Origin of the sequence: Paractinoplanes toevensis (assembly GCF_018332695.1) — a bacterium.
In the GTDB taxonomy this organism is placed as follows: domain Bacteria; phylum Actinomycetota; class Actinomycetes; order Mycobacteriales; family Micromonosporaceae; genus Actinoplanes; species Actinoplanes toevensis.
The window spans coordinates 1-23,269 of the sequence record NZ_BOQN01000096.1 but is presented as its reverse complement, the minus strand read 5'-3'; the positions used below and the strand labels follow the sequence as shown (position 1 = coordinate 23,269).

The 23,269-nt window shown below is 69.5% G+C and carries 21 protein-coding genes; 4 read left to right on the top strand and 17 right to left on the bottom strand.

All coding sequences use genetic code 11. From position 1 onward, the window contains the following. Window position 1: 1 nt before the first annotated feature. The 16 genes from hpf to Ato02nite_RS36975 all read right to left on the bottom strand — a co-directional run bounded on the left by hpf (window position 2) and on the right by Ato02nite_RS36975 (window position 18,104). On the bottom strand, window positions 2-628 hold the full coding sequence (gene hpf, locus Ato02nite_RS37050; protein WP_213011358.1) for a ribosome hibernation-promoting factor, HPF/YfiA family: 627 nt from the start codon (window positions 626-628) through the stop codon (window positions 2-4). A gap of 318 nt (window positions 629-946) precedes the next feature. Then, on the bottom strand, window positions 947-1,675 hold the full coding sequence (locus Ato02nite_RS37045; RefSeq protein WP_246607906.1) for a ComF family protein: 729 nt from the start codon (window positions 1,673-1,675) through the stop codon (window positions 947-949). Window position 1,676: 1 nt separating this feature from the next. Then, a complete protein-coding gene (locus tag Ato02nite_RS37040; protein WP_213011357.1) occupies window positions 1,677-3,488 on the bottom strand; it encodes an LpqB family beta-propeller domain-containing protein in 1,812 nt (603 codons plus the stop codon). Then, window positions 3,488-5,161 carry an MtrAB system histidine kinase MtrB gene (gene mtrB / locus Ato02nite_RS37035; protein WP_438873098.1) on the bottom strand — a complete coding sequence of 558 codons (1,674 nt, stop codon included), beginning with the start codon at window positions 5,159-5,161 and terminating at the stop codon, window positions 3,488-3,490. Before mtrB ends, Ato02nite_RS37040 begins: the two co-directional genes overlap by 1 nt. Before the next feature lie 30 nt (window positions 5,162-5,191). Beyond that, window positions 5,192-5,881, bottom strand: coding sequence for an MtrAB system response regulator MtrA (mtrA, locus tag Ato02nite_RS37030; RefSeq protein WP_213011356.1), 690 nt, complete (start codon window positions 5,879-5,881; stop codon window positions 5,192-5,194). Window positions 5,882-5,947: 66 nt separating this feature from the next. Further along, window positions 5,948-7,198: an iron uptake transporter deferrochelatase/peroxidase subunit gene (efeB, locus tag Ato02nite_RS37025; protein ID WP_213011355.1), complete on the bottom strand. Its 1,251-nt coding sequence runs from the start codon at window positions 7,196-7,198 to the stop codon at window positions 5,948-5,950. Between the two features lie 6 nt (window positions 7,199-7,204). Further along, entirely contained in the window at window positions 7,205-8,332 is a 1,128-nt protein-coding gene (efeO, locus tag Ato02nite_RS37020) for an iron uptake system protein EfeO (RefSeq protein ID WP_213011354.1), read from the bottom strand. 10 nt (window positions 8,333-8,342) lie between these two features. Continuing rightward, entirely contained in the window at window positions 8,343-9,176 is an 834-nt protein-coding gene (efeU, locus tag Ato02nite_RS37015) for an iron uptake transporter permease EfeU (protein WP_213011353.1), read from the bottom strand. A gap of 148 nt (window positions 9,177-9,324) precedes the next feature. Next, window positions 9,325-9,522 carry a DUF397 domain-containing protein gene (locus Ato02nite_RS37010; RefSeq protein WP_213011352.1) on the bottom strand — a complete coding sequence of 66 codons (198 nt, stop codon included), beginning with the start codon at window positions 9,520-9,522 and terminating at the stop codon, window positions 9,325-9,327. A 39-nt stretch (window positions 9,523-9,561) separates the two neighbouring features. Continuing rightward, on the bottom strand, window positions 9,562-10,422 hold the full coding sequence (locus Ato02nite_RS37005; protein WP_213011351.1) for a helix-turn-helix domain-containing protein: 861 nt from the start codon (window positions 10,420-10,422) through the stop codon (window positions 9,562-9,564). A 181-nt stretch (window positions 10,423-10,603) separates the two neighbouring features. Continuing rightward, window positions 10,604-12,070 (bottom strand): adenosylhomocysteinase, encoded by a 1,467-nt coding sequence (gene ahcY / locus Ato02nite_RS37000; protein ID WP_213011350.1) that lies wholly within the window; start codon window positions 12,068-12,070, stop codon window positions 10,604-10,606. 614 nt (window positions 12,071-12,684) lie between these two features. After that, window positions 12,685-13,827: a mannose-6-phosphate isomerase, class I gene (gene manA / locus Ato02nite_RS36995; RefSeq protein ID WP_438873097.1), complete on the bottom strand. Its 1,143-nt coding sequence runs from the start codon at window positions 13,825-13,827 to the stop codon at window positions 12,685-12,687. Window positions 13,828-13,846: 19 nt separating this feature from the next. Continuing rightward, a complete protein-coding gene (locus tag Ato02nite_RS36990) occupies window positions 13,847-14,803 on the bottom strand; it encodes a cation diffusion facilitator family transporter (RefSeq protein ID WP_213011349.1) in 957 nt (318 codons plus the stop codon). A 76-nt stretch (window positions 14,804-14,879) separates the two neighbouring features. After that, the gene (locus tag Ato02nite_RS36985) at window positions 14,880-16,106 is read right to left on the bottom strand and encodes an SIS domain-containing protein (protein WP_213011348.1); all 1,227 of its coding nucleotides are present in this window, start codon (window positions 16,104-16,106) and stop codon (window positions 14,880-14,882) included. Beyond that, a complete protein-coding gene (locus Ato02nite_RS36980; RefSeq protein ID WP_213011347.1) occupies window positions 16,106-16,291 on the bottom strand; it encodes a Trm112 family protein in 186 nt (61 codons plus the stop codon). Before Ato02nite_RS36980 ends, Ato02nite_RS36985 begins: the two co-directional genes overlap by 1 nt. Before the next feature lie 433 nt (window positions 16,292-16,724). Then, the gene (locus Ato02nite_RS36975; RefSeq protein WP_213011346.1) at window positions 16,725-18,104 is read right to left on the bottom strand and encodes a phosphomannomutase/phosphoglucomutase; all 1,380 of its coding nucleotides are present in this window, start codon (window positions 18,102-18,104) and stop codon (window positions 16,725-16,727) included. A 142-nt stretch (window positions 18,105-18,246) separates the two neighbouring features. Here Ato02nite_RS36975 and Ato02nite_RS36970 point away from each other — a divergent pair, with 142 nt between their 5' ends. From Ato02nite_RS36970 to Ato02nite_RS36960, 3 genes are read left to right on the top strand one after another with little or no spacing between them, the layout of a single operon-like run. Next, window positions 18,247-19,527: a GAF domain-containing protein gene (locus Ato02nite_RS36970; RefSeq protein WP_213011345.1), complete on the top strand. Its 1,281-nt coding sequence runs from the start codon at window positions 18,247-18,249 to the stop codon at window positions 19,525-19,527. 37 nt (window positions 19,528-19,564) lie between these two features. Further along, entirely contained in the window at window positions 19,565-21,088 is a 1,524-nt protein-coding gene (gene adh, locus Ato02nite_RS36965) for an aldehyde dehydrogenase (protein WP_213011344.1), read from the top strand. 3 nt (window positions 21,089-21,091) lie between these two features. Then, window positions 21,092-21,466, top strand: coding sequence for a DUF779 domain-containing protein (locus Ato02nite_RS36960; RefSeq protein ID WP_213011343.1), 375 nt, complete (start codon window positions 21,092-21,094; stop codon window positions 21,464-21,466). Here Ato02nite_RS36960 and Ato02nite_RS36955 read toward each other — a convergent pair. Next, entirely contained in the window at window positions 21,463-21,984 is a 522-nt protein-coding gene (locus Ato02nite_RS36955; protein WP_213011342.1) for a GNAT family N-acetyltransferase, read from the bottom strand. The genes Ato02nite_RS36960 and Ato02nite_RS36955 overlap by 4 nt on opposite strands. Before the next feature lie 174 nt (window positions 21,985-22,158). On the opposite strand from Ato02nite_RS36955, the gene Ato02nite_RS36950 reads away from it, so the two are divergent. Continuing rightward, entirely contained in the window at window positions 22,159-22,971 is an 813-nt protein-coding gene (locus Ato02nite_RS36950; protein ID WP_213011341.1) for a polysaccharide deacetylase family protein, read from the top strand. Window positions 22,972-23,269 lie beyond the last annotated feature (298 nt).

The window sequence follows — 23,269 nt, the reverse complement described above, 5'->3', positions numbered from 1 at the left end:
GCTAGGCGGTGGTCTCCAGGGAAAGAATCCCGTAGTCGTAGCCGCGTCGCCGATAGACGACGCTGGGGCGGCCGCTCTCCTTGTCGAGGAAGAGGTAGAAGTCGTGGCCGACGAGCTCCATCTGGAAGAGAGCGTCATCGACGGTCATCGGGTCGGCGGGGTGTTCCTTCTCCCGCACGATGCGCCACGGCTGATCTCCGTCGTGCTCCAGGAGGGCGGTGGCGATGGATGAGGACGACTCCTCGGTGGCCGGCTGGGCCAGACTGAGGTCGGTGGGCAGGCCCGCGGTGGCGGCCGCTACCGAAACGGGCGCGTGCCGCCCGCGGTGCACTCGGCGACGGTCGGCGGAACGCCGCAGTCTGCCGTCGAGTTTGGTGATGGCGCAGTCCAGGGCTGCGTAGAAGTCCTTCGCGCAGGCCTCGGCGCGGACGACGGGCCCTCTGGTCATGACCGTGATCTCGACTCGCTGGCACGTGTCGGACTGGCGCGGATTGCGTTCGTGGAACAGCTCCACGTCGGCTCGGATCAGTTTCTGGTCGTACCGTTCGACCTTGCTCAGCTTCTCGGCGACATGTTCCCGGTAGTGGGCGGGAACCTCTACGTTGCGGCCCTTGACGACAATGTCCACTCGTGACCTCCCCCAACGTTTCTGTTCTGCGGGCGCCCTGATCGACGGGTGCCGGGGGCGCCGAAATGCGACGCGCTTGGCTTCTGCGGTGACGCCGGTCTCGGCTCGGATGAGGGAGTTAACGCGGCGTGACCGATCGCGAAAGAGACGACTCCTTTCCGGTGGCTATGAAGCGGATGACCCGCGCTCTCCCGGTGGTTGGGTAGGCGATGACGCTTACCCTCGTCACCAAGACGCTAACGTGCCGATGCTCCCGCGTCACCCCTCGTTTCGGATAGCTAATCCCTGACCTTTGGCCCTTTCGGTACCCACAGGTGCTTATCCGCCGAAACTTCCTCGAGTTGTTCTTCGCAGCCGGGTGGCGGCGAGCACCGCGGCGCCCGTGACCTGCATGTCCGCCTCCTTCAGGCGACGCGTCACGGCGGCCAGCGTGGCCCCGGTCGTGACGATGTCGTCCACCACCACCAGCGTGCCTCCGAACGGCGTCGCGCGTCGGCGAAACCCGATCAGAGCGGACCGGATTCGCAGCGAACTTTCAGCTGCCGCACGGCGTTCGGCCGCCGACAGTGACGCTGAGTCAGGCCGCGGTAACGCTCGGAGCGGCCGGATGACGCCAGCCTCCCAACCCGCCCCGCGCAGCCGCCGCACCGCCTGTCCGGCGAGACGTGCCATGTGGTCGCCGCCGCGTTCCCGGACGGCCGCGGCGGTGGACGGCACGGTGATCAGCGTGACCGGGCGGCCGCGCGGCGCCAGCTCCACCACCGCCGTCGCGAGCAGCATTCCCAGCGGCCGGGCGAGCCGGTGCCGGCCGCGCTCCTTGTACGCGAGCAGAGCACCCCGCAACGGCCCCTGATAGGCGCCCACGGCCACGCAACGGGGCAGACCCACCGGCGGTGGGTCCGGAGCGGTGCGGAACGGCCGCAGCGCCTCCAGGACCGTCACACACGTGCCGCACATGCCGTACCGCAGCGGGATCCGCTCGGCGCCGCAGCCCGCGCACGGCGACGGAAGCACCAGATCGGCGAGATCACCGAGCAGCGCGAGCACTTCAGTCGAGGAAGAACGGCGCGGACGGCACCGCACCGGCCTGCGGGCTCACGGTCGGGCCGGCCAGGTCGGCCACGGTGATCCGGACCGGCTCGCCGAGTACGTCCCAGGCGTCGCCGTCGGTCTCGTACGACTCGGAGTCGGAGCTCTCCTCGGGCGACAGCGGGTTGGCCGGGTAGGCGGTGAGGACGGTGACCGTCTCCTTGCCGATGTCGGTCAGCCGGGGATAGGTCAGCGCACCGTCGACCGTCACGTCGATCACCGCGGACCGCCCGTCCGAGCGGGTGCCGGCCACCGCGAGGTAGGTCTCGCTGCTCCAGGCCACCGCGGCGACCGAGCTGAAGTTCGGCGGCAACAGCTGCTCGGGAGCGCTCATGGTGAGCGTGTCACCACCGGTGTCCAGCACCGTGCGGTACAGCCGGCCGCCGGCCACCAGCGCGACCCGGTAGCCGTCCGGCGCCACCGAGATCGCCGTGATCGCGCCCGGGTCACCCTGCCACTCGACCGCCGACGCCTTCGACCCGCCCGAGCCGAAGCTGTACAGCTTCCCGCCCAGCGTGATCAGCCCGATCGCGCCGCCGGGGTTGTTGTCCGGGGTGACCGCCCAGACCGGGCGGCCGAGGTCACCGGAGATGCCGCCGATGTCCAGCAGATCGCTCTGCTCGCCGGTCCGGGCCACGGCCACCCGCAGCTTGCGGTTCTTGCCGGTGCCGGTCACCACGGCGAGGAACGTGTGCGTGGCGGACGCGCTCATCGCGGCGGCCGAGAAGCCCTTGTTGTCGGGCGCCTTGATCACCGGGACTGGCTCGGTCGGCTGCGCCGAGTCGGTCAGCCGCCGGATGGTCCCGTTGTAGATCACGAACCGTTCCGGGCGGTCGGCCAGCCGGGAGGCGACGTTGCTGTCCTGGTAGTCGATGCTGGAGTAGCGAACCGGGTCCTGGTTGCCGATCTTGAGTTCGAGGTCGCGCGGGATGAGGTCGCGCAACGACCACTGCAACTGCCGGCGCAGCCGGTCCAGCGCCTTCTCGTCGCCGGCCGGTACGGCCTGCGCGCTCAGCGTCACCTGCAGCGTCTCGTTCGCGGCGGCCGGCACGTTGTCCGGGGCGGCGGTGCCGGACGGCAGCGGGTGCACGGTGTCGCCCAGCCACGAGGCCGGCCCGTTGACCAGCCAGCTCAGGATCGTGGTGGGCTGCTGCACGCTGGGCAGGCTGCGCGGCATGTAGCGCAGGTCGGGGACCAGCCCGGTGTTGTCGTTGTTCCAGAAATAGATCGTGTGGCGCAGGTAGTAGTCGTTCAGCGCGGTGTCGGTCAGCAGCAGGACGCGCGGCGCCGCGAGGATGAACAGGCCGCCCTTGCCGGGCACCGGGCCGACCTGGAACTTGTAGTCGGTCACCGCGGGCGACGGATCGGGCGACGGCTCCAGCACGCCGTTGCTCTTGAGCGTGCCGACCTGCTGGGCGCTGACCACGACCTCCGGGTCGCCCGGGGTGAAGAGCACCTTGTCGGCCAGGCGGATCACCCGGACGTCCGGGCCGGCTTGGAAACCGGCCTTGGCGTCGTCGGCGATGAACGCCTTGACCCGGTTGGTTGCACCCTCCGGGTCGCCGGCCGCGGCCATCAGGTAGTTGGTCACCAACTGCACGGCGTCACTGGCCGAATCACGGGCGGGTGGCTCGGAGGGGGTGCTGTCGTCCCCGCCGCCGAAGCCCGCCGACGGCCCGTCCCCGATCACCGTCACGTCGGTGTCGTCGGGGATGCCGCAACCGCCGGCCAGCAGGACACCGACCAGCGCGACGACCAGGTAACGCCGCATCAGACCACCTCGGCCGTCTCGTCGCTCTCGATCGCCGGCACCCGGTCGCGCGGGATCAGCGGCAGCGGCGCGGCGAGCAACCGGTCGCCGGAGCGCACCGGCAGGGTGAGCCGGAACTGGGCGCCCTCGCCGGGAGCGCCCCAGGCCTCCAGCCAGCCGCCGTGCAGCCGGGCGTCCTCGGCGCTGATCGACAGGCCGAGGCCGGTGCCGCCGGTCTGCCGGGCCCGGGACGGGTCGGCGCGCCAGAACCGGTTGAAGACCAGGCGTTCCTCGCCGGCCTTGAGGCCGATGCCGTGGTCGCGAACGGTAACCGCGACCGCCGCATCGTCGCAGGCCAGGGTGATCTGCACCGGGCGGCCCTCGCCGTGCTCGACCGCGTTGCCGACCAGGTTGCGCAGCACCCGCTCGATCCGGCGCGGGTCGACCTCGGCGATCACCGGCGCCTCCGGCACCCGCAGCTCGATGCTGACCCCGACCCGGTCGGCCAGGCCGGTCAGCCGTTCGGCGACCCGGTGCACGATCGGCACCAGGTCGGTGTGCTCGGCGTCCAGAGCGGCGAAGCCGGCGTCGAACCGGCTGATCTCCAGCAGGTCGGTGAGCAGGCTCTCGAAGCGGTCCAGCTCGGCCTGCAGCAACTCGGCGCTGCGGGCGACGGCCGGATCGAACTCCTCCCGCTCGGAGAAGATCAGGTCGGCGGCCATCCGTACGGTCGTCAGCGGCGTGCGCAACTCGTGCGACACGTCCGAGGTGAAACGGCGCTGGAGCCGGGACATCTCCTCGAGCCGCACGATCTGCCGCTGGAGGTTGGCCGCCATCTGGTTGAACGAGGCCGCGAGCAGGGCCAGGTCGTCCTCGCCGTCCACCTTCATCCGCTGGTCGAGCAGACCGGCCGAGAGCCGCTGAGCGGTGCGGGCGGCATCGCGCACCGGCAGCACGACCAGGCGGGTGACCAGGCCGGCCACCACGCCGAGCAGGATGACCAGGGCCAGGCCGGTGGCCAGCACGGTGGTGCGGATCTGGTTGGCCGCGCTGTCCTCGGTGGTCAGCGGCACGAGGTAGTAGAGCTCGACGTGACCGAAGCTGGTCGGCACGGGTGACCCGTACACCAGGAATTTGGTCTGTCGTCCTTCCACCTCGGCGGTGCGAACCTGTTCGGCGACCTTGCCGTCGCGGGAGACGGACCGGATCAGGTCGGCGGTGATCAGCTCGGAGGTGTCCATCTTCGCCGAGGTGGCGGCGTCGATCTCGGTGGTGAACTGGTCGGCGCGCAGTGACACCACCGAGCCGCCCGACTCGGCCGGGTCGTCGTCGGCCAGCACGTCCACGGTGGTGTTGACGGTGGCCTGCAGCCGCGGGTCGCGGGCCTGGCGGTGCACGCTCAGCTGGGACGCGGCGTATTTCACCTTGCTGTCCATGGACGCCTGGACCTCGTCCTGCGCCCGGTTCAGCAGGATCTTGGCGCTGCGCTGGGCCACGAAGAAGCCGAACGCGCCGACCAGCAGGCTCGACGCGATCAGGGTGAGCGCCACCACCCGCAGTTGCAGGGAGCGGCGCCACTCGCGGCGGGCCGGGGCCAGCACCCGCTCCAGCCGGCGTACGGCCACGCGGAAGTATCGCCGGAGCACCCGCAGGGTGCGCCGGATGGGCATCGGAAGCCAGGCCGGGGCGCGCATCTCGCGGGCAAGGTTAGCCCCTCGGGGCTATCACCCGGTCCCCGCCTTGTAGCCGACCCCACGAACGGTAAGGATGATCTCCGGCCGTTCCGGATCCGGTTCGATCTTTGCCCGCAGCCGCTGGACGTGCACGTTCACCAGCCGGGTGTCGGCCGCGTGGCGGTAACCCCAGACCTGCTCGAGCAGCACCTCGCGGGTGAACACCTGCCGCGGTTTGCGGGCCAGCGCGACCAGCAGGTCGAACTCGAGCGGGGTCAGTTTCACCTCGTCGTCGTCGCGGGACACGGTGTGGGCCGGGACGTCGATGGTGATCTGGTTGCCGGGCGGCCCGATGGTGAGTGTCTCGGGCGCGGCGTCCTCGCCCCGGCGCAGGCGGGCACGCATCCGCGCCACCAGCTCCTTGGGCTTGAACGGCTTGACCACGTAGTCGTCGGCGCCGGACTCGAGCCCGAGCACGACGTCGACCGTGTCGCTCTTGGCGGTGAGCATGACGATCGGGATGCCGGACTCGGCGCGGATCGCCCGCGCCACGTCGATGCCGCTCATGCCGGGCAGCATGAGGTCGAGCAGGACGATGTCCGGCCGGCTTTCCCGGAAAGCGGCCAGGGCGCGTTCGCCGTCGGCGACGAAGGAGGGCAGGAAACCCTCACTACGCAGAACGATGCCGAGCATCTCGGCCAACGCTGGGTCGTCATCGACGACGAGTACCCGGGCTCTCATGCGGTCCAATATTGCACTGTCCTCCCCGACGCCGCGTACCCCGGTGCCGATCTTGCCTGCGGAAGCCTACGCGAAAAGGGCACGGCCCCAGAAGTCGTCCGGGCCGGAGACCCCTGGCGGGCAGGCGAACAGGCCGCTGGAGACGTGCCGGAGGTACTCGTTCATGGCGTCGTGCCGGGCGAGATTCAGCTGAATGGGTACGAAATGCGTGCGCGGGTCCCGCTGGTAGGCGATGAAGAACAACCCCGCGTTGAGCCGGCCGAGCCCGTCCGAGCCGTCCACGAAGTTGTAGCCGCGACGCAGCAGGTGCGCACCGGAGTTCGAGGTCGGGTGGGCCAGCCGGACGTGCGCGTCGGGCCGGATCGAGGTCGACGTCAGGTCCGGCTCGTCGAACTCCTTACCCTGCCCGATCGGTGCGCCCTCGCCCTTGGTCCGCCCGACGATGTCCTCCTGCTCGCCCAGCGAGGTGCGGTCCCAGGTCTCGATCATCATCCGGATCTTCCGGGTGACCAGGTACGACCCACCGGCCATCCAGTCCGACCCGTCGTCCGCCGCCGCCCACAGGTGCTGCCGGAGCAGGTCGGTCTCCTCGGCCTTCAGGTTGGCGGTGCCGTCCTTGAAGCCGAACAGGTTGCGCGGGGTGGCCTGGGCGGTCGAGGTCGACGACGTACGCCCGAAACCCAGTTGCGACCAGCGCACGCTGACCACGCCCATGCCGATCCGGGCCAGGTTGCGGATCGCGTGCACCGCGACCTGCGGATCGTTCGCGCAGGCCTGCACGCAGATGTCGCCGCCCGAGATGGTGGCGTCGATGGTGTCGCCCGGGAAGTGCGGCAGGTCGGCCAGCGCGGCCGGCTTGCGGGCGGCCAGCCCGAAGCGGTCCTTGCCGGTGGCGTCCCGGAACAGGGTGGGTCCGAAGCCGATGGTGAGGGTGAGCCCGGCGGCGGGCAGGCCGATGGCCTCACCGGTGTCGTCCGGCGGCGCCTCGAGGATCCCGGCGGTGGCCCCGATCTCGCCGGCGTCCCGGCCCGCGGTCATCCGGGCGGCGGCCGCGGTCCAGTCCTCGAGCAACTGGATCAGCCGATCACGCGAGGTGGTGATCACGTCGAACGCGACGAAGTGCAGCCGGTCCTGGGCCGGCGTGACGATGCCGGCCTGCACCGGACCGTAGAACGGCACCTGATCGGTGGTGCTTTCCGGGGTGGTGGCCGAGGACCGCAGGACGGCGCCGCCGACGGCGGCCGCCCCGGCTACTCCGGCCACGCCGGCGCCGGCGAGCGCGATCACTCGCCGGCGCGGGAACGATTTATCCGACATGAGAACCTACTTCTTGGCGATGACCCCGGCGATCTTGCTGATCGGTTCGGCGAGTGCGTTGATCACGTCCGACAGGCCCTTCAGCTCGGCCTGGGTGAGCTGGTTCTGCAGCTTCCAGCCGTCACCGTCGCGGTACTTCGCCAGCTCGTTGTCGACGTTGGTGAACGCGGTGTCGATCTGCTTGACCAGCTCGGGATCGCGCTGCTCGAGCGCCGGGCGCAGGGCCGCGACCGCCGCCTGGGAACCGTCCACGTTCGCGGCGAAGTCCCACAGGTCGGTGTGCGAGTAGCGGTCCTCCTCGCCGGTGATCTTGCTGTTGGCGACCTCGTCGAGCAGCTCCTTGGCGCCGTTGGCCAGCTGCAGCGGGGACAGCTTCTCGGCCTTCGCCTTGGCGACGACCTCCTTGACGTCGGTCAGCAGCTGGTCGGCGACCGGGCCGTCCTTGCTGATGTCCTTCGCCACCCACAGGTCCTTCTCGAGCTTGTGGAAGCCGGAGAAGGGCAGCTCGGCGGTGGCGTCGTCCTCGCGGCCGTCGATCTTCGGGTCCAGGTCGCCGAAGATCTCGGCCACCGGCTCGATGCGCTCGTAGTAGGTGCGGGCGATCGGGAAGAGCTGCTTCGACTTCTCGATGTCGCCGCCCTTGACCGCGGTCACGAAGTCGGTGGTCTTCTCGACCAGCGCCTCGCTCTGCGAGGTGATGTACCGGGTGTAGCTCTCGGTGGCCTGCTGGAGGGCGGCGTCCTCGGTCAGCGCCGCGGCCGAGCCGGACACGGTCAGGTCGGCCCGGATGCCGGTGCCGATCATGCCGGGCTTGCAGGCGGTCTGGTACGTGCCGGCGGGCAGCTCGACGCGCAGCTCGCGGGAGAGACCCGGGGTGATGTTCTCCACCTCGCCCATCACCCGGTCGCCGGCCGCGTAGACGTAGAACTCGGTGACCTTGTTGCCTGAGTTGGCGATCTGGAAGACGTGCGTGCCGGCCGGCAGCGTGTTCTGGCCGACCTCACAGGCGGTGTCGGAGGCCTTGACCGCGATCGGGCCACCGGACGCCGTCGACGAGTCCGGCTTGTCCGAGCTGCAGGCGGCGGTTACCGAACCGACCGCGACCAGCGCGATTATCCAAGGGGCGTGGCGCAACGTAGATCTCCTATGCGGCGGGGGTGGGTGCCGGCGCGGTGCGACGCGCCGGCCAGAGGAAGAGAACGAGGGCGGGCACGAGGTAGACCGCCCAGGCGACGATCTCGAGCACGCTGGGCTGTGGTGTGACGTTGAACATCCCGGCGAGCAGGGTCGCGTACCAGGTGGACGGGTCGAGCCAGCTCGCCGCGTCGTACGCCAGGTTGCCGATGCCGGGCAGGAACTCGGCCTCCTGCAGGGAGTGCACGCCGTACTTGAAGATGCCGGCGGCGACCAGGATGAGCAGCACGCCGGTCCACCGGAAGAAGACCGTCAGGTTGATCCGCACGGCGGTCGCGTACATCAGGTAGCCGATCGCGATCGCGGTGGCGATGCCGCCGAGCAGCGCGGCCAGCGGGCCGCCGTTGAGGTCGGCGCCCTGCACCGCGGCGTAGAAGATCAGCGACGTCTCGAGACCCTCGCGGACCACCGCGAGGAAGGCCATGAACCCCACCGCGAACGAGCCCACCGCCAGGGCGTCCTGCAGTCGGTTGCGTAGCTCACCGGCGATGCCGCGGGCGGCCCGCCGCATCCAGAAGATCATCCAGGTGACGAAGCAGACCGCGGCGATCGAGGTGATCGCCTCGAACGCCTCCTGCTGCTTGAAGTCCTTGAGCAGGGTGGTCTCGGTGTAGCTGAGCATCCAGCCGAAGAGGACCGAGAGCACCACCGCCGCGGCCACGCCGGCCCACACCAGCTTCAGCTTGTCCTTGCGATCCGACTTGACCAGGAACGCGATGAGAATGCTGACCACCAGGGTGGCCTCCAGCCCTTCGCGTAGGCCGATGAGGTAGGTGGCGAACATTTCACTCCGCGACGATAGCTAAGGCAACCCTAAGTTAGGTTGGGCATACCTTAACCGGGGCACGGGACGGCACGTCAAGGGGGGTCCTACGTTTTGTAGGGAACAGAAAAGGGCGGCCCCCCGAACAGGGCCGCCCTCGACGGGATGATCAGGCGCGGTCGAACTCCCCGGCCCGGACACCCGAGATGAAGCCGCTCCACTGTGCCGCGGCGAATGTGAGCACGGGCCCGGCAGCGTCCTTCGAGTCGCGCACCAGCACGGCCGAGGGAACATTCGCGACCTCGACGCAGTGCCCCGCGGCACCGCTCCGAGTGCTCTTACGCCAGGTGAGATTGGCGTCCTGCATGGCAGTCCCCTTCCAGGAATTAGGCACTACCATTTCAGCTCAAGACTCGGCCGAACCGCGGAGCGCTTCCTCCCTTTCAGCGATGGCCGTTCGGCTGTCTTCTGGCGACAGGGCACGTTTCCGCAGGTCATCGAGGGCGTCCCGGTAGACCTCGATCTCGTCGGGTTTCACCCGGAAGAGACCACCGGTAAGCCCTTCGATGTGCACGACCGGCGCCCGGGTGCCGGGCGCGAAGTCCAGCACCATGAACGACTCGATCTGCCCGGCGTGCGCGCCGGCCGAGAACGGCAGGATCGACAACTCCAGCCCGGGGCGATGCGCGGCCTCGGACAACCGGGCCAGCTGTCGTAGCAGGACCTCGCGGCCGCCGACCTCCCGGTGGAGCACCGCCTCGTCCAGCACCATCCGCAGCGCCGGTGGTGGATCACGGGTCAGCACCGCCTGGCGGGCCATCCGCAGCGCGAGCCGGCGCTGGATCACCCGCGGATCGCCGACGTCCGCGCCGCGCTCGATCACCGCCCGGGCGTACTCGTCGGTCTGCAGCAGGCCCGGCACCACCTGGGCCTCCCACTCGCTGATCAGGGCGGCCTCGCCCTCCAGCGCGACGTACTCGTCGTAGGGGTCCGGGACGGACGAGCGGTACTGCGTCCACCAGGCTCGGTCGCTGCCGCGGCGGGCCAGGTCGCGCAGGCGGTCGCGGTCCTCCACCCGGACGCCGTAGGCGGTCAGCAGGCGGTCGAGGTCACCCTCGCTGATCGAGGTGTGCGCCGTCTCGATCCGGCTCAGTTTCGACTCGGACCAGCCGAGCGCGGTGGCGACGGCCGCGCCGCGCCGCTCACCGCGGAGCCGGCGCAGCTCGATGCCGAGCTCGCGCCGTGCGGTAGAAGTCGCCCGGGCCACGTCGCCACCATAGACATGTGCCGGTGTCTCTCTGCAACTTGCATTGCACACTATGCACTTGCATGCAGGTCAGGCGGCGTGACGTAATGAACATGAACGACGGGATCGCGGTAGCGGCAACTGCCGTGCCCCCGGAGAGATCGAGCCCCCGTCCTGCGGGCGGACGGGGGCTCGATCCTGCTCAGTACCGGTAATGATCGGGCTTGTACGGGCCCTCGACCGGCACCCCGAGGTAACCGGCCTGCTCCTTGGTCAGCTCGGTCAGCCGCACGCCCAGCGCGCCGAGATGCAGCCGGGCGACCTTCTCGTCCAGGTGCTTGGGCAGCACGTACACGCCGACCGGGTAATCCTCGGTCTTGGTGAACAGCTCGATCTGCGCGATCGTCTGGTTCGAGAAGCTGTTGCTCATCACGAACGACGGGTGGCCGGTCGCGTTGCCCAGGTTCAGCAGGCGACCCTCGGACAGCACGATGATCGAGTGCCCGTCGGCGAAGCTCCACTCGTCGACCTGCGGCTTGATGATGGTCCGCCGCACATCGGCCCGCCGCTGCAGACCCGCCATATCGATCTCATTGTCGAAATGACCGATGTTTCCGACGATCGCCTGGTGCTTCATCCGCGCCATGTGCTCGTGCGTGATCACGTTGAAGCACCCGGTCGCCGTTACGAAGATGTCGGCGTAGGAGACGACGTCGTCGATCGTCGCGACCTGGTACCCGTCCATCGCCGCCTGCAACGCGCAGATCGGGTCCACCTCGGTGACGATCACCCGGGCGCCCTGGCCGCGCAGCGATTCGGCACACCCCTTGCCCACGTCGCCGTAGCCGAACACGACCGCCACCTTGCCGCCGATCAGCACGTCGGTGGCCCGATTGAGGCCGTCGATCAGTGAATGGCGGCAGCCGTACTTGTTGTCGAACTTCGACTTGGTCACCGAATCGTTGACGTTGATCGCGGGGAACAGCAGGGTGCCGTTCTGCTGCATTTCGTAGAGCCGGTGCACGCCGGTCGTCGTCTCCTCGGTCACGCCCTTGACCCCGGCCGCCACCCGCATCCACCGCCGGTCGTCCTCGGCCAGACTGCGGGAAAGCACGCCGAGAATGACCGCGTACTCCTCGGAATCGGCCGGATCGGCCGACGGAACCGCGCCGAGTTTCTCGAACTCGGCCCCCTTGTGCACCAGCAGCGTCGCGTCGCCACCGTCGTCGAGAATCATGTTGGGCCCGTCGCCGTCCGGCCACAGCAGGACCTGCTCGGTGCACCACCAGTACTCCTCGAGCGACTCGCCCTTCCACGCGTACACCGGCACACCCTGCGGTTTCTCCGGGGTGCCGGCCGGCCCGACCGCGATCGCGGCGGCCGCGTGATCCTGCGTCGAGAAGATGTTGCAGGAGGCCCACCGCACCTCCGCACCGAGCGCGGTGAGCGTTTCGATCAGCACCGCGGTCTGAATGGTCATGTGCAGCGAGCCGGTAATTCGCGCGCCGCGCAGGGGCTGAGTCGGCCCGAACTCCCGGCGCAACGACATCAGTCCGGGCATCTCGTGCTCCGCGAGCTGGATCTCCTTGCGCCCGAAAGCAGCGAGCGACAGATCCGCGACCTTGAAGTCGCCGTCGGTTACCGTCCGCGGACGAATGGTGCTGGTCATTTGATGAACTCCTCGAAAGGGATCGGCGGGCCGGCCGAACAACGCTCTCGGCGACGCCCTGCGCTCGGTTTCCCGGACCGCCGGCCGTTGCCTCGCGGTCTTTTTCGCGTACGCGGCGAGTCGGTTCACAACCGCAATACCGCCCGGCCCGCCTCTCGGCGCGATCGACTGCAACACCGGCGCGTGCCGCGCCTCTCGCGTGAGGCGCGCCCACACCGGCACCGGTCGACCGCGCCGACGAGCAGCGCCATCCCCGACCGCGCGAGCCCGCCCCGAAATAGCGAACGGGGCGGCAGGCCTAGACCCGCCGCCCCGTTCATCCCCCCGGTTTGGTACCGCGCGCGTCCGTGGGACCCCCCGATCACCAATGACGCTGCGTGGTTATAGATTTACACTCTGCATTCGCCACGTCAAGCAAATCCGGAAATTTCATGGTTTTGTGGTCAAGTTTTGTCACTCTCGGCACACGTGCAACATCACTTGGAGGCCGGTGGGGAGTCACCACGCGAGAGGCGCGGCACGCGCCGGTGTGGCCGCCCGGCCGCGTGGAGCGGGCGGTCGGGCGGTATTGCGGTTGGCTACGGACTACCGCGTACTGATCAGAAACGGCCAGATTATGCCGGGACCGTGGCGATGAACGCCTGGCCGGTGCCGGCGATTTTGAGCTTTCCCGCGTCGGCGGGAGCGTAGGCGGCGTCACCGCGAGTGAGTTCGATCGGGGTGCCGTCGATGGACTCGCCGAGGAAGAGGTCACCCTCGGTGGCCAGGACGAGGCGCGGGCCCTCGGCCGGGATCTCCAGCGGCGGGCGGGTGCCGTCCACCTCGATGCGGTAGAGGACGAAGTCCGGGACCGGAACCGACCAGGTCAGGATGCCGGAAGCCACCTCGGTCGCACGCAGGATCGGGTCGTCGAGCACCTCGAAACGCAGGACCTGGAGCAACTCGGGGACGTCCACCCGCTTGGGGGTGAGGCCGCCGCGGAGGACGTTGTCGCTGGCCGCCATGAGCTCCACACCGGCGCCACGCAGGTAGGCGTGCAGGTTGCCGGCCGGCATCCAGATGGCCTCGCCCGGCTGCAGGTGCACGTGGTTGAGCAGGAGCGCGACCAGCACGCCCGGGTCACCGGGGTAGAACGTGGCCAGTTCGGTGGCGAGCGGGCTGGTGCCGGCCGCCACGACCGCCTCGATCAGCCCGGCACGGTCCTCGTCGGGCCAGCTCAGCAGGGCCTTCACCGCGGTGGCCAGATCGCCGGCCCGCAGCGCCGCGACCACCGGGGCCAGCGCCGGGATGCCGAACGCCTCGAGGTCGTCGGCGGCCGCGGCCGGGTTGCGGAAACCGCACAGCGCCTCGAACGGGGTGATCGCCACCAGCATCTCGGGCTTGTGGTTGGCGTCCGTGTAGTTCTTCGGGAGGCTCGGATCGGCCTCCTGGCGGGCCCAGGCCTCGCGGGCGTAGTCGAGCGACGGGTGCGCCTGCAGCGACAGCGGCGCGTCGGCCGCGAGGACCTTGAGCAGGAAGGGCAGGCGGGGGCCGAACTCGGCCACCACCTGCTCCCCCAGATGTGCCTTCGGGTTGTCGGCGATCAGCGTGGGCAGGCTGACGCCGTCGACCGTGGACGGGTCGCCGGGATGCGCACCCAGCCACAGCTCCGCCTCGGGAGCCTCGGTGGGGCTGGGCCGCCCCTGCAGATCGGCGATCACGGTGCGCGATCCCCAGGCATAGGGACGGATGACACCGGTCAACGGGTACACGGTCATGGCCGCAGAATATCCGGTTCTACGCCGTCGCTGGGGCACCCTCGGCTACCGCCGACGCCTTCCGCTCGCTGAAGATGTCCGGCTCGATGTAGATGACCCGGGCGATCGGAACAGCTTCGCGGATGCGCTTCTCGGTCTCGTCGATGTGGGTCGCCAGGTCGTCGGCCCGCTCGGCGCGCGGCACCGCGATCTTCACCGCGACCAGCAGCTCCTCCGGACCGAGGTAGAGCGTCTTCATGTGAATGATCCGCTCGATGCCCTCGCCGGCCAGGATCGCCGTCTCGATCTTGTGGACATCTTCCGGAGTCGCACCCTCGCCGAGCAGCAGACTCTTCGTCTCGACCGCGAGGATGCCGGCGATCGAGACCAGCAGGATGCCGATCGCGCCGGTGCCGATACCGTCCCACACGCCGTCGCCGGTGATCAGCGTGAGCACCACGCCGAACAGGGCCAGCACCAGGCCGACCAGGGCGCCGGCGTCCTCGAGCAGCACCACCGGCAGCTCGGGAGCCTTGGCCCGGCGGACGAAGTTGACCCAGCTCGTGCGGCCCCGGGTGTGGTTGGACTCCTTGATCGCGGTCATGAACGAGTACGTCTCTAGGCCGATCGCGACGACCAGCACCGTGACCGGCACCCACTGCCAGGCGTCGATCGCCTCGGGGTGCCGGATCTTGTGGTAGCCCTCGTAGAGCGCGAACAGGCCACCGACACTGAACAGCACGATCGACACGATGAACGCGTAGATGTAGCGCTCGCGGCCGTAGCCGAACGGGTGCTCGGGGGTCGCCTTGCGCTTCGCCCGCTTGCCGCCGATCAGCAGCAGGAGCTGGTTGCCCGAGTCGGCGACCGAGTGGATCGCCTCGGCCAGCATCGACGACGAGCCGGTCAGCAGCCACGCGACGAACTTGGTGACCGCGATGCCTAGATTCGCGGTCAGCGCCGCGATGATCGCTCTGGTGCCGCCCTCTGCACTCATACCAATGCTCCGCTTCGCTCCGCATTGCCATGAGCAAATTCCGCACCGAGCCTGATGGTGATTCCGCTTCGCTCCATCACTGGATTCCCTCGGGCATCGGGTTGGACAGCTCCTTCATCTCACTGATGGCGGGGACGGCCATCGGGTCGAGTCCATGTGCCAGAGCAAGATACAGCGAGGCGAAGTCGGGCACCGCGGTGAGTGAGGCCAGCCGTTCCAGCGCCGAGCCGCCCTCGGCGGTCAGCACGTCGACGCGCACTCCGCGCCGCTCGGCCAGGGTCTGCACCGCGTCGGCGCGACGCTCCTCGACGGCGATCGGCTCGTCGGCGTCTTCCTCCGGGTTGAGCCCGCCGTCACGGAAGACCACGAGCCGCAGCCGGGTGCCGGTCGCTTCCTCTTCCTCGTCGGGGTCGGCGAAGATGTCGCGGGACGACTCGGCGAGACCGCCGAAGACCCCGTCGAGCAGGCCCACCCGGCCACGGCCGGCCTCGCCGAGCGCGCCGGCCATCACCGGGTAGCGAGCGTTCGCGGCCAGGGTGTCGGCGAAGCGCCGGGCGGCCACGGTGGCCAGCGGGGACGAGCCCCAGACGATCGGGATCGAGCCGGCCAGGCCGAGCGCGAGCGACTTGGCCGGGTTGACGAACGAGTCGGCACCGGCCCGGCACCGCTCGGCGTCGGCGTCCAGCCGGGTCGCGGTCTCGGCCAGGTCGGCCTCGTTGACCTTGACCAGGCCGATCGCCCGGGCCGCGAGCAGCACCGGCACGGTCAGGCCCCAGAGGCTGGCCCGGGCCGGCGCGCGGCGCGGCACCGGGATGAACGGCGACCTGGCCCGCTCGGCCATCGCCTGCAGCTCGGTGTCGGGGTTACCGATAGCGATCAGCCGGGCACCCCGGCGGACCGCGGCCTCGGCAGCGGCCAGCGCCTCCGGGCTGCGACCGGAGGCGGAAACGGCGATGACCACGTCGGCCGCACCCACCCAGCCGGGGATGCCGGCGCTGCGGTGCCCGATGATCGGCACCGGACAGCGGTGACCGGCCACGGTGGCCAGGATGTTGCCGGTCAGGCCGGCGGTGCCGATGCCGGCCACGACGACCGCCCGGGGGCGGCCCTCGTCGGCCATCATGCTCAGGTCGGCCTCGGCGGCCAGGGCCGCGGACTCGCGGACCTGGGCGCCGGCCGAAGCGGTGGCGCGGAGCATGCCGCCGGGGTCGTTGGCGAGCATCGACTTCTCGTCGTCGAGCAGCGACTCGTCGGCGACGCGATGCCCGTTGACCCCGGACGAGCCCTCCAGCGGGGTGGCCATCAGGCCTCCTTCGCGGAGGGCTGCCGCGCCTCGTCGAGCAGCAGGACGGGGATGTCGTCGCGGATCTCGAAGATCCGCCCGCACTCCGTACAGGTGAGGGTTTGCGCATCGGCGTCGTGCGTCAACGGCGAGTGGTGCGTGTCCGGGCAGGCCAGGATGTCCAGCAACTGCGGATCGAGGGCCACCGAACGGCTCCTTTACGAGTGGCAGAGAGCGAGCCCCCTGATCCTAGTGCGGTGTCCACGAACGTTCACCGGCTTGGGTCCGGTGGGTGTGTTGTGGATCCCCGCCCATTGACATGGACGAGCGACTTCTCACCGTCAGTGGGGCGGGCCTCCCCGCGCGGCAACGACCGGCATCGCGGATGGGCCGGGCCCGCCCGCAGCGGGCGCGCGGAGGGTGAGGTGCACCTGCCGGGACCGCGTGCCACGGGAGTGAATCCGCGCGTACGGCAAAGGTCTTCCGCGGGAAAGCGTCCCGCCCTCCGTTCGAGGCAGGCTGGGCCGGGGTTCCGTACTTTCTGGAATTGGTGAGACCCCGACCCGAAAATATCTAGGCATACGACAAGTACGCCTAGATGCTAGGCGTTGGACAGCCCTCTTCGATCGCGGCGTCGGGTCAGCGGCGCACGATCGTCAGCACTTCGTCCCTCAGCGATGCCATCCGATCCGGCTTCGGGGCCTCCACGTTGAGCCGCAGCAACGGCTCGGTGTTGGAGGCTCGCAGGTTGAACCAGGCGCCGTCGGCGAGCGTCACGGTCAGGCCGTCCAGCTCGTCGAACGTGGCGTCCGGGAAGGCCGCCCGGACGTCGGCGACCCGGGCCGGGGCGTCCGCCACGGTGGAGTTGATCTCGCCGGAGGCGGAGTAGCGCTCGAACTCGGCGGCGAACTCGGACAGCGGCCGGTCCTGCCCGCCCAGCGCGGCCAGCACGTGCATGGCGGCCAGCATGCCGGTGTCGGCGAACCAGAAGTCGCGGAAGTAGTAGTGCGCCGAGTGCTCGCCGCCGAAGACCGCGTTGGTGCGGGCCATCTCGGCCTTGATGAACGAGTGGCCGACCCGGCTGCGGACCGGCTTGCCGCCGTTCTCGGTGATGATCTCGGGCACCGCGGATGAGGTGATCAGGTTGTGGATGATCGTGCTGCCCGGGAACTTGGCCAACTCCCGCTTGGCGACCAACGCGGTGACCGCCGAGGGCGAGACCGGGTCGCCGTGCTCGTCGATGATGAAGCAACGGTCGGCGTCGCCGTCGAACGCGACGCCGATGTCGGCGCCCTGCGCCCGGATGGCTTCCTGCAGGTCGACCAGGTTGGCCGGGTCGAGCGGGTTGGCCTCGTGGTTCGGGAACGAGCCGTCCAGCTCGAAATACATCGGCACGATGGTCAGCGGCAGGGCCGCGAGCACCTGGTCGCCGAGCACGGCCGGAACGGTGTGGCCGCCCATGCCGTTGCCCGCGTCCACGATGACCTTGAGCGGCCGGATGCCGGAGAGGTCGACCAGCGAGCGCAGGTGCTCCGCGTAGTCGCGGAGCAGGTCGCGGGTCTCGATCCGGTCGGGACCGTCGGCATCGGCGTTCAGGTCGCGCAGCAGCTGCTCGGCGCGGCGGCGGACGACGGCGAGGCCGCTGTCCTGACCGACCGGCTTGGCGCCGGCGCGGCACAGCTTGATGCCGTTGTACTGCGCCGGGTTGTGGCTGGCGGTGAACATGGCACCGGGCAGGCCGAGCGCGCCGGAGGCGTAGTAGAGCTGGTCGGTGGAACCGAGACCGGTGTTGATCACGGCCGCGCCGGCCGCGTTGGCGCCCCGAGCGAAGGCGGCGGCCAGGCCGGGGCCGGACTCGCGCATGTCGTGCGCGATCACGATCTGGTCCGCGTCGTCCCCCGACTCACGCAGCATCTCGACGAAAGCGGTGCCGAGCGCCCGGGCGACAGCCTCGTTGAACTGGTCGGGCACCGTTCCACGGACGTCGTACGCTTTGACGATCTTGGACAGATCAGACAATTCTCCCCCTCACCCCGTTGATTCCCGCTGAGAGTAGCGGAGGCAGGAGAACGAGAAGGTGGCAACGGGACGCCGCCACTGTTACGGGTGGCTTGTCGTCCGGGGTGATGCGGGTCACGATGGGTGGGACTGGAGGTGGCCCGTGGCCAATCCCTGGCTCGCCCTCGATCTCGGCACCGATCCGGCCGAACGGATTCGGCAGGTCGGGCGTGCCCACGAACGCTTCCTGTCGGGGGACCAGCGGTCCCCGCAGATCCGCTCGGTGGTCGCCGACTCGTGGAAACGGTCCGCCTCCGCGCTGCCCGGGGCCGACAACACCCCGCCGATCGATCTGAGCGACGGCGAACTGGAGGAATACCGGGCGGCCCACCCGCTGGCGCGGGTACTGCCGATCTTCCGCGACCTGCTGGGCGGCCTGGCCGAGGACGGCGACCATCTGATGGCGGTCTGCGACGCGTACGGGCGGCTGCTCTGGGTCGAGGGGGCCGGCTCGGTGCTGCACGGGGCCGAGCAGATGAACTTCGTACCGGGCGCCCGCTGGGACGAGGCGCACGCCGGCACCAACGCCCCCGGCACCGCCTTGGCCATCGACCACTCGCTGCAGATCTTCGCGACCGAACATTTCAGCCGTTCGGTGCAGCGCTGGACCTGCGCGGCCGCACCGATCCACGACCCCGGCACCGGCCGGCTGCTCGGCGCGATCGACGTGACCGGCGGCGACCACCTGGCCAACCCGCACAGCCTGGCCCTGGTCCGGGCCACCGCCCTGGCCGCCGAGGCCTACCTGGGCAGTCAGCTCACCCCGCACACCGCCGCCGGCCGGGTCGCCGCCCTGGGCCGCAACGAGGCCACGCTGACCTTCGGCGGGGCACGGCAACGGCTCGGTCGCCGGCACTCGGAACTGGTCGTCCTGCTCCTGGCGCACCCGGAAGGGCGTACCGGAGAGGAACTTGGTTTTGATCTCTATGGCGACGATGTGAGCCCGGTGACCGTGCGCGCCGAGTTGTCCCGACTGCGCCGCACCCTCGGCCCGGAGCTGGTCGAATCGCGGCCCTACCGGCTGCGCGCCGAGCTGGACTCCGACTTCCGCACGGTGACCCGGCTGCTGGAACGCGGGCGGGTGGCGGAGGCCCTGGAGGAGTACGCGGGGCCGCTGCTCCCCGGCTCCGACGCACCCGGCATCACCCGCCTGCGCAACCTGGTCGACGGGCAGATGCGCGCGGCCGTGCTGGCCAGCCACGACCGTTCACTGATGCGCACCTGGCTGCACCACCCGTGGGGCGCCGACGACCTGGAGATGTGGGAGGCCTACACGAAACAGCTCCCGCACGGCTCCCCGGCCCGCCCACTCGCGGTAAACCGGATCCGCCAGCTCGCCGCCGAATACGGTCTTGCAACGTCGTTGCAACGTGCCGGTAACTAGCTTGGCCCGTACCTACCCCGCAGGTACGGAGGCCAGCATGACCACATACTCCCCGCCCGGTTCCGACGGATCGATCGTCAGCTACCAGTCCCGCTACGACCACTACATCGGTGGCGAGTACGTCGCACCGGCCAGGGGGCAGTACTTCGAGAACCCCAGCCCGGTCACCGGCGAGAACTTCACCGAGATCGCCCGGGGCACCGCCGACGACGTGGAGCGAGCTCTCGACGCCGCGCACGGGGCCGCCGACGCGTGGGGCCGCACCTCGGTCGCCGAACGGGCCAACATCCTCAACAAGATCGCCGACCGGATGGAGGCGAACCTCGAGAAGCTCGCCGTCGCCGAGGCCTGGGAGAACGGCAAGCCGGTCCGCGAGACCCTGGCCGCCGACATCCCGCTCGCGATCGACCACTTCCGGTACTTCGCCGGCGCGATCCGGGCCCAGGAGGGCACCGCCGGCGAGATCGACGACGACACCATCGCCTACCACTTCCACGAGCCGCTCGGCGTGGTCGGCCAGATCATCCCGTGGAACTTCCCGATCCTGATGGCGGTCTGGAAGCTGGCCCCGGCCCTCGCCGCCGGCAACTGTGTCGTGCTCAAGCCGGCCGAGCAGACCCCGGCCTCGATCCACTACCTTATCTCGCTGATCGGCGACCTGCTCCCGGCGGGCGTCCTCAACATCGTCAACGGCTTCGGCGTGGAGGCCGGCAAGCCGCTTGCCAGCTCGAAGCGGATCGCGAAGATCGCGTTCACCGGCGAGACCACGACCGGCCGCCTGATCATGCAGTACGCCTCGGAGAACCTGATCCCGGTCACCCTCGAGCTGGGCGGCAAGAGCCCGAACATCTTCTTCGAGGACGTCAGCCGGGCCGACGACGACTTCTACGACAAGTCGCTCGAGGGCTTCTCGATGTTCGCGCTCAACCAAGGCGAGGTCTGCACCTGCCCGTCCCGCGCGCTCATCCAGCAGAGCATCTACTCCGACTTCCTGGCCGCCGGCGTGAAGCGGGTGGAGAACCTCAAGCAGGGCAACCCGCTCGACACCGACACCCAGGTCGGCGCGCAGGCGTCCAACGACCAGCTCGAGAAGATCCTGTCGTACCTCGACATCGGCCGGCAGGAGGGCGCTCGCGTGCTCACCGGCGGTGGCCGGGCCGACCTCGGCGGCAACCTCTCCGGCGGCTACTACGTGCAGCCGACGATCTTCGAGGGCTCGAACAGCATGCGGATCTTCCAGGAGGAGATCTTCGGGCCGGTCGTCTCGGTGACCTCGTTCGCCGATTACGCCGACGCCATCAAGATCGCCAACGACACGCTCTACGGCCTCGGCGCCGGCGTGTGGACCCGGGACATCAACACCGCGTACCGGGCCGGGCGGGCGATCAAGGCCGGCCGGGTGTGGACCAACTCCTACCACCTGTACCCGGCGCACGCCGCGTTCGGTGGCTACAAGCAGTCCGGCATCGGCCGGGAGAACCACAAGATGATGCTGGACCACTACCAGCAGACCAAGAACCTGCTGGTGTCGTACAGCCCCAAGGCGATGGGCTTCTTCTAGGCCATGCCAGCCACGAGAGTTGACGTGACCCCCGCGGCCGCCGCCATGATGCGGCAGCTGCGGGGCCAGCACGGCCCACTGATGTTCCACCAGTCCGGCGGGTGCTGCGACGGCAGCTCGCCGATGTGTTACCTGGAGGGTGAGTTCCGCACCGGCCAGTCCGACGTGCTGCTCGAGTCCCTGAAGATCGACGGGGTGGACGAGCCGATCACGTTCTGGATGTCCGGCTCCCAGTTCGAGCTGTGGAAGCACACCCACCTGACGGTGGACGTGGTCCCGGGGCGCGGCGCCGGCTTCTCGCTGGAGGCTCCCGAGGGCGTACGGTTCCTGATCCGCTCGCGCCTGCTCACCGCCGACGAGCTGGCCGAATTGTCCTAATCGGTGATTTCCGGGTACGGGTCGTCGCGCAGCCGGCTGAACAGCACGCCGTCGCGCCACCGCCCGGCCCGGAACTCCACCGACCGCAGCACCCCTTCCTGCTGAAACCCGGCCTTGAGCAGCGCCTTCCGCTCGGCCACGTTTTCCGGCTGGGTGCCGGCCTCCACCCGTTGCACCGGGAAGTGCTCGAAGACGTACGCCGTGAGCAGCGCCTGCGCCCGCCAGCCGATCCCCCGGCCGCGGAACGGCGGCAGTAGCGCGCACCCGATCTCGTAGCAATCGCCCCGGATGCCGTAGCGCTTGCGAACCAGCGAGACCAAGCCGGCCGCCTCGCCGTCCACGTCCACCATGAGCCGGCTCACGTCCTCGCCCAGGAAGCCGTTCTCCTCGTGCAGCCGGGCCAGGTGAGCGACCGAGTGGAAGCCGGTCCAGGTATTGGCCGAGTAATCCGGGTCCTGGGCGTGCGCATGCAGAATCTCGAGCTCGTCACCGCGGATCGGGCGCAACCGGATGTTCATCCGTCCAGGATGGGCCGTTTGATCGTTGCGCGCCGCCCCTACGTTCTCTGAGATGAGCAGTCGGGGTCGACGAGTGAATTAGATCCCGGAAGTGTGCCGTACGGGGATCGAGAGTGGCGATCAGTCGCCTTCATCGGGCACTGTCGTCATTCGAGATACCTGGGGAGGATTTTGATGCGGTTGTCGCGTTCCAAGAAGTTGGTGTTGCTCGGGGTGGCCCTCGTGATGGTGGGTCTGGCCGGGCGGGCTTCGGCGAACGAGACCCCGGCCGCCCCCCTGGCGTCGCCCGCGCCGACGAGGTCCGTTCCGGCACCCGCCCCGGTCAAGAAGGCGAAACCGAAGCCCAAGCCGGCCACCGTGAAGCCGGCCGCGCACAAGCCCTCCGGCCCGGCCGGCAGCCGGATGACCACCGGCACCAAGGCGGTGGCGCTCACCTTCGACGACGGGCCCGACCCGGCCCAGACGCCGAGGATCCTCAAGCTGCTCGCGCAGAACCACACCAAAGCTACGTTCTGCCTGGTTGGCAAGAACGTGCAGAAGCACCCCGAGCTGGTCCGCAAGATCGTGGCCGGTGGCCACACCCTGTGCAACCACACCTGGAGCCACGATCTGAAGCTCGGCAAGAAATCGCCCGCGAAGATCAAGGCCGACCTGGCGCGTACGAACGCGGCGATCCGCAAGGCCGCCCCGAACGCGAAGATCAGGTATTTCCGGGCTCCCGGCGGCAACTTCACGCCCGGCGTCGTCGCGGTCGCCAAGCAGCTGGGCATGACGTCGCTCTACTGGCGGGTCGACCCGCGGGACTGGGACCACCCGAAGAACGAGACGCACGCGCAGCACCGGGCCCGGGTCATCGCCCGCGTCGAGCGGAACACCCACGCGGGCGCGATCGTGCTCTCCCACGATTACGCCCAGCCGGACACCATCTCGGCCTACCGGAAACTGCTGCCCTGGCTGCGGAAACGCTATAAACTGGTCGCCCTCTAGACACCTTTGAGGTCGAGGTCGCGAGAATCAAACCCGCTTTCCGGTACGGGAGACATCGTCACCAACCGCAACATCACCCGACCGCCGCCACCCCGCAAGCGGCGTGCCACACCGGCACGTGCCGCGACTCTCGCGCAACGACACACGCACCCAGCCTCCGCGCAGCAGCGCTTTTGCGCTGCCCGGAGGGCGTTTATAGGTATTCGGCCCGTCAGCGACGGGTCGATGCCACGTCTTGGCGCCCGGCAGCGCAGATCTTGTGGAGTTGCTGCTCTGTCCTTGGGCTCAACCAGTGGTT

Bases quoted from the DNA above. Each gene is read 5' to 3' on its own strand.
- efeU (WP_213011353.1), bottom strand. From the start codon at position 9,176: ATGTTCGCCACCTACCTCATCGGCCTACGCGAAGGGCTGGAGGCCACC.
- mtrA (WP_213011356.1), bottom strand. From the start codon at position 5,881: ATGAGAGCCCGGGTACTCGTCGTCGATGACGACCCAGCGTTGGCCGAG.
- mtrB (WP_438873098.1), bottom strand. From the start codon at position 5,161: ATGCGCGCCCCGGCCTGGCTTCCGATGCCCATCCGGCGCACCCTGCGG.
- Ato02nite_RS36960 (WP_213011343.1), top strand. From the start codon at position 21,092: ATGCCAGCCACGAGAGTTGACGTGACCCCCGCGGCCGCCGCCATGATG.
- Ato02nite_RS37010 (WP_213011352.1), bottom strand. From the start codon at position 9,522: ATGCAGGACGCCAATCTCACCTGGCGTAAGAGCACTCGGAGCGGTGCC.
- Ato02nite_RS36955 (WP_213011342.1), bottom strand. From the start codon at position 21,984: ATGAACATCCGGTTGCGCCCGATCCGCGGTGACGAGCTCGAGATTCTG.
- Ato02nite_RS36950 (WP_213011341.1), top strand. From the start codon at position 22,159: ATGCGGTTGTCGCGTTCCAAGAAGTTGGTGTTGCTCGGGGTGGCCCTC.
- ahcY (WP_213011350.1), bottom strand. From the start codon at position 12,070: ATGACCAGCACCATTCGTCCGCGGACGGTAACCGACGGCGACTTCAAG.
- Ato02nite_RS36990 (WP_213011349.1), bottom strand. From the start codon at position 14,803: ATGAGTGCAGAGGGCGGCACCAGAGCGATCATCGCGGCGCTGACCGCG.
- adh (WP_213011344.1), top strand. From the start codon at position 19,565: ATGACCACATACTCCCCGCCCGGTTCCGACGGATCGATCGTCAGCTAC.
- Ato02nite_RS36985 (WP_213011348.1), bottom strand. From the start codon at position 16,106: ATGGCCACCCCGCTGGAGGGCTCGTCCGGGGTCAACGGGCATCGCGTC.
- manA (WP_438873097.1), bottom strand. From the start codon at position 13,827: ATGACCGTGTACCCGTTGACCGGTGTCATCCGTCCCTATGCCTGGGGA.
- Ato02nite_RS37040 (WP_213011357.1), bottom strand. From the start codon at position 3,488: ATGCGGCGTTACCTGGTCGTCGCGCTGGTCGGTGTCCTGCTGGCCGGC.
- efeB (WP_213011355.1), bottom strand. From the start codon at position 7,198: ATGTCGGATAAATCGTTCCCGCGCCGGCGAGTGATCGCGCTCGCCGGC.